At 40.6% G+C, this 5,665-nt stretch carries 3 protein-coding genes and 3 pseudogenes; 4 read left to right on the top strand and 2 right to left on the bottom strand.

The features are described 5' to 3' along the window. Positions 1 to 633 precede the first annotated feature (633 nt). A complete protein-coding gene (locus H5202_RS12350) occupies positions 634 to 1,803 on the top strand; it encodes a molecular chaperone DnaJ (RefSeq protein WP_182772338.1) in 1,170 nt (389 codons plus the stop codon). A 456-nt stretch (positions 1,804 to 2,259) separates the two neighbouring features. Here the strand turns inward: H5202_RS12350 and H5202_RS24670 are convergent. Further along, positions 2,260 to 3,102 (bottom strand): annotated as a pseudogene (locus H5202_RS24670) (group II intron maturase-specific domain-containing protein); the annotation flags it as partial. 498 nt (positions 3,103 to 3,600) lie between these two features. Here H5202_RS24670 and H5202_RS12340 point away from each other — a divergent pair. Together H5202_RS12340 and H5202_RS12335 are read left to right on the top strand one after the other, a co-directional pair. Further along, the gene (locus H5202_RS12340; protein WP_259397303.1) at positions 3,601 to 4,131 is read left to right on the top strand and encodes a mobile mystery protein A; all 531 of its coding nucleotides are present in this window, start codon (positions 3,601 to 3,603) and stop codon (positions 4,129 to 4,131) included. Continuing rightward, complete coding sequence (locus tag H5202_RS12335; protein WP_182772337.1) at positions 4,128 to 4,730, top strand: mobile mystery protein B; 603 nt, start codon at positions 4,128 to 4,130, stop codon at positions 4,728 to 4,730. Before H5202_RS12340 ends, H5202_RS12335 begins: the two co-directional genes overlap by 4 nt. 159 nt (positions 4,731 to 4,889) lie before the next feature. Here H5202_RS12335 and H5202_RS12330 read toward each other — a convergent pair. Then, a pseudogene (locus tag H5202_RS12330) lies at positions 4,890 to 4,993 on the bottom strand (IS110-like element ISSpi6 family transposase); the annotation flags it as partial. On the opposite strand from H5202_RS12330, the pseudogene H5202_RS12325 reads away from it, so the two are divergent. After that, a pseudogene (locus H5202_RS12325) lies at positions 4,986 to 5,306 on the top strand (IS1595 family transposase); the annotation flags it as partial. The pseudogenes H5202_RS12330 and H5202_RS12325 sit on opposite strands and share 8 nt — an antisense overlap. Positions 5,307 to 5,665: the final 359 nt, after the last annotated feature.

Raw genomic sequence — 5,665 nt, 5'->3', positions numbered from 1 at the left:
ATCACATTGTGGAAAAAGCGGTTCCATCATAGTATTTTTTAACATTAGCAATCGTGGATTGCACCGTGCAAAAGCAACAAAATTTTCAATACGAATAATTGATTACGGTATTTCTAGTCGAGGCATGATTATTCGCAAGATCCGCTAGAGCAGCGTTAAAGTCGATTTGACGACAAACAACAATTCACTGCACTACATAAAATCAAGGTTTCGACCTTTGTTTTTGTTTGTCGATCTTGTGCACCAGTTTGCTTGGGAGTCTTTGACAGGCCTATGGTGATTGCAGACTATTAATTAGTTTTTTACCTGGTTATTTAGTTGCGATCATTAAATCAGTTTAAAAGATAGAAGTTGAACTATGCTGCCGTAAGCTCACACTCGCTGTGTTTTTGTTGCTCAACAATTGATACCTAATGAGCGTGCTTTTGCTCTTGGTTCATAGTGCCTCCGGTAAAAAAAAGCACTATATTAAAGCTCGGGTATTATTGGGGGGATTGACCGCTTAGTCTTCTTGGGCTTTCACTTCTATTCGTAACCAAAATGAAACGGAAAGCTACTTAACGTTGAGATAAACAACATTATTATTGATACTATTCACTCTTTAATCAAACAAGTGGTAAAACGGTACTCTGCATGACATTAATGACGCTTATTGATGACTCTACATTACATCAATCAAAAAAACAGTCGAAAAAACTCGAAAAGTTGTGGTCAGACGTTGAGAAAAAACAAGCCCGTAATCAACGCTATCGCGCTAAGTTAGATGGTTTTTATGAAGAATTTAAACCATTAATAGAATCAAAAGAGCATGTTGTGTGTACTGCGACCGGAGAGTGGATCAGACATTTGTTAACGTTTGTGCCACGCAAAACGATTAAGGGTAAGCAAAGGATTGCACTTTATGATTGGATTGAGGAGGAGTTAACTATACTTGAGGCTAATCCATTTAATCCCATTAGTACGACTGATTTACGTGAGTTTTTTACTTCATTGCTGGTTGATTTTCAATCAATTATGCCAAATCAAACTGTTAGTGATGAGGAGCTTGAGGCTCTTCGGGAAGATCTGTTTGAAATGTTCGGTCAGTGGTTGCCTTTAAGCGACGAAGAGCTTATTGACATGATACATCATCCTGAACGTTTTCAAGCTTATATTCAAGACATGCTGAGCCAAGGCAATAACTCAGAAGCAGAAGATGATTTTGAGTGGGATGGACCAGATTGGAACATGGGTGATGACTTTTCATTCGAAAATGATGACTCTGAATTACCGATGGACACAGCGTTATTTGAAGATAGAGCGATGACGAAACTGTATCGACAACTCGCTAATCTACTTCATCCGGATAAGGAGCAAGATCCTGAGCAAAAAGCCTTGAAGAAAGACTTAATGCAGCATCTTTCGCAGGCTAAAAAAGATAAAGATGCTCTCGCGTTACTGATGATGGCACAAGAATATCTGCCCGAATATAAACTCATCGCTGATGAGGACATGATAAAGCGAGTTGAGGCAGCATTATATTCAAAAATAGCATTACTAAACCAAGAGCATCAATTTATGTTGGATGGCAACGACATTAAATCAGAAATTTGGCGTCGTTTTGGTGGTGGCGGAAAGGCGTCGCGCGCAAAAACGTTGGAGCAATATGGCGATCTGTTGATAGTTGAATCAGAAGCATTATACGCTAAGATCAATAACGTCACGACTGTACAAGCCATGCGTAAACAGTTAAGTCAGCGGAACCATCAGCAGGAATTGAATAACATGATGGGTTTTGAGATGTTTGAAGACTTTCTGGATTAGACCATATTGGCTTGATACTGCGATAGATTATCATTACGTGATCAAGTTCATCAAAAGACTGACACCTCTAGGGCCTGTTGAACTTTGCTGATTGAATGTTGTTCGAGTTAAAAATGTGTTAATCGAGGCGAATGGATTGCTGCCTAGTCATCTAAGCAACAATCACTTCGCAAAGCTTCATTCAACAAAGAGTAAAACGTTTTACCCAAACCCTTCCGGCAGCGTTTGTCGGCCATTTTTATTGCGTTATCGACTTTTTATGTAGAATAACTCCACCTCAACGTCTCTGCCTTGAATTTGTATATGTGTGTAATGGTCAACAATTCGCTGCAAAAAATGTCGGGTAGACTACACTTGTTGCCAAGTGCCGTCCCCCTAAGAACCCAGCGTGCAACTTTCACTGCACTAGGCTCAAGCCTCAAGCATCCACAAAGGTATCGTTAGATACCCAGCAACTTATAAAGCAGTGAGAGCAGGTTCGTTCCTAGCGTTACGGGCTTGCTTTTTTGACTTTCTCATAGCCAAGTATTCTTGGTATTGAGGGGCAAATGGTATAGCTGTACTTTGGATTTTCACATGCATCTCAATAGGCACTTTGGCTATTTGGAATAGATTAAATTGGCAATCCATATCCATGACCTTCTGCCAATCGTGAAATTGCCACTGGCCTTTTCGGTTGATGAAGTATTTAAGAGCCATGTTTTAGACTTTGTAGGATGACACCTTACTGCCCAGTGCCATAACAAATAGAATAGTTTGTGCCCAACATATCCGAATACTTGTTTAGCAACACAATGACGATAATAATTCGCCCACCCCCATAGTTTCGGATTTATAAGTTTGATAAGGTCGTTAATATGGATGGTTGCGTGCTTTTTGATGAGTTCGCGCAGGTTACTCAAGAACAACAGCGTGTTGGATTTACTCGGTTTAATGAGCAATTTTTCCTTTGTACTTCCTATGATTAAACCCTAAGAAGTCAAAACCATTGCTGATGTGGGTAATATGCGTTTTCTCTTCGGAGAGTGTTAAGCCTCTTTCCGCTAAGACATCAGCGATCAACGGTTTGATATCGTTCTCGAGCACTTCCTTTGAAGCGCAGGTGACGACGAAATCGTCTGCGTATCCAATAAAGTTGGCTCTGGCACCCTTTTTGAGTGCTGTAGACTTTATGCGCTGTTCGAGTCCTGCCAGAGTCATTAGCATCAAGGTTGGGGATATAACCTCTCCTTGTGGTGTGCCCTCATTAGTATGATAAAACAGCCCTTTATCCATAAAGCCAGACTTTAACCATTGTTCCTAGGTTCATCTGGTGATACAGATGGTTCACTCAAAAGCGGTGAACAGCGCTTCATACGACCTCACGTCGCACGCCCCAATGTGAGCTACGGCTCAAGTTGTGTTTTGGGGTGGTTACTGATTTTAAAATACAAAAAGTAATGGGTGATAAGAGGCAACACTTGACCTCATTGTCTTGCGCGAGCTACTCACCTCAGCTAGCCTTCAAGCACAAAAAAGCCGCTATTAAGTGGTTTTTGTATCTTAATCCAATTACAGTAGTTAATTTTATGTATCCTTTTTAAGATACAAAAGCATAATTAGTATCTATAATCTCATACGCCTAACAAAATATGTATCTCAATTAAGATGCATTAACTGTTAATCTGTAATCAAAATAAATTCAATACAAGATATTATGTATCTATAATGTGATACAAATATCACATTTGTGTCATCATATTGAAATACGCAAAATGGAAAGTGTATCTAATTTCGATTATACTTAAGATATAAACAATGGAAAACGAGGTTACTATGTACTCTTTTCGAAGCAATCCGCACAAGCAACAACCCGTTAAAAAAACGGTTTTAAGACAGTACAGAGAACTGGTTGATGCAGTTAAGGGAACGCTAATCCCCTCAATACCTAAAGAGGGCTGGATTAGAACAGTAAGAAAAGCTCTTGATATGTCAGGCGCCCAGCTAGCAGATAGAGCTGGCATGACAAGAAATAGAATTTCAGTCCTTGAAAGGCGCGAGGCTGATGGCGACATAACTCTAAATCAGTTAAAGCAACTGGCTGAAGCTCTAGACTGTGACTTCTCATACACTCTAAAACCTAAAAAGGCTGTTTCTGACACAATGCAAGAGCGTGCGCTGATGATTGCGACAATAGAAGTAAAGAAAGCATCTAAAAATATGTTTCTAGAGGCGCAATCAGTTAGCAAAGAGAAAGAAAATATCTTAATAAGTGAGCTAGCCGAAGAAATTATGCGTGCCGGTGGGCGTAAGCTATGGGGCAAAAATAAGGAAGACAAAGTAATTTGATCATTGATGAACAAGAAGCTGCTACACCGCTTGATCCAGATGATATGGAAGGGGTGAAACACCCACACGTAACAACAAGAGAACAACTTAACGAACTTGAACAATCCAATATACTAGCAGGCCAGCAATGGGTTAGTGGTATCTCTGGCCTAACGCTGGATTCTATTTTCTCAGCTGAGTTCGTTCTTGCCCTCCATCAGCACCTATTTGGTGATGTATGGACCTGGGCAGGGGCCACTCGAAACAAAGAGTTAAGCATTGGCTGCGATCCCTTCCAAATCAGGCCCAAGCTCCACAACTTTCTAGAAGATGCCAAGTGCTGGGTAAAGTTCAAACACTACTCACATCTAGAGCTCAGCGCTCGCATACAGCACAAGCTTGTTGAGATTCACCCTTTCCCAAATGGTAACGGCAGGCACTCGCGTATATTTACCGATGTTGTTCGCATGGTTTTACTAGAAGAACCACCGCTTAACTGGGCAGAGGGCAACCTAGAGAAAGTGAGCGAAGAGCGCAAAGCTTATATCTCTTGCCTTAAGGAAGCTGACAAAGGTGATTTTGCTCCGTTCGTTAAATACCTAGAGAACCTTGGCAATTAACTTAAACAACAGACACAAAAATGTATGGTCCGCCTCGTTATTGTAAATGATATTGTCGATAACGAGGTTGGTTTGCGCTAATGTATTCGGAGTCTTCATTAGCTGCTCTACCACCCGCTCCACGATGAGTTCCGCGCTAGATTGTCCTCAAAAAGCCCAAATGGCTTGTGAGGTCTGTGTTTTTACACCAACAAAGCGCATCGATGGCCTTGTGCATGCTTCAGCTATTGATCGGCATCAATATAATCATTTTTATTGGTTTTTGTTAACGTAAGGCTCGGCAGACCGAATAAAGAAAAGATTGGATTGGCACTAAAGCCGATTGTCGTTCCTGACTCTATTCTGTGCTCCGATGATGCGCATTCTTATCGTTCTTTTGCAAAAGAGAATAACTTGACGCACTACCGAACTATTACCTGCAAGGGTGAACGGGTGATTGGCAAGCAGTTCCATATACAGAACGTCAATAATTACATGTCCCGCCTACGAAGCTGGATGGAGCAATTTAACGGAGTCGGAACAGATTATTTGCCCAATTATCTGGGTTGGATGCGGATCCTTGATGTTTTGAAAGAAGACCAAGAGTTTGATTTAAAAGGTTTTATCTCGGATTCGTTCAGTTTCGAATATCACAAAGACGCACTTCTGGAATGATCAACAACTAAATTCACATACCTAGTTCATTGGTTACATCTTTCACTCGAATCATATGTTTTTGAGGTGACATGTCAGTATTAGTGGAACTTAATACTCGCAGTGCTTTTTCAATGGCAATATTCATAATGAATGAAGTTAACGTTACACCGCTATTTATCTCAGCACCTCACTCAGTTAACAAAATAGCGTTTTCCACATGTTGGAAAATCGAAAATCGTTATCTCAGCACCTCACTCAGTTAACAAAATAGCGTTTTCCACATGTTGGAAAATCGAAAA

Source organism: Shewanella sp. SG41-4, assembly GCF_014164505.1.
Classification (GTDB): Bacteria; Pseudomonadota; Gammaproteobacteria; order Enterobacterales; family Shewanellaceae; genus Shewanella.
The sequence above is the reverse complement of the archived record's forward strand: the minus strand, read 5'-3'. Positions and strand labels throughout refer to the sequence as shown.

Bases quoted from the DNA above. Each gene is read 5' to 3' on its own strand.
- H5202_RS12340 (WP_259397303.1), top strand. From the start codon at position 3,601: ATGGAAAACGAGGTTACTATGTACTCTTTTCGAAGCAATCCGCACAAG.
- H5202_RS12350 (WP_182772338.1), top strand. From the start codon at position 634: ATGACATTAATGACGCTTATTGATGACTCTACATTACATCAATCAAAA.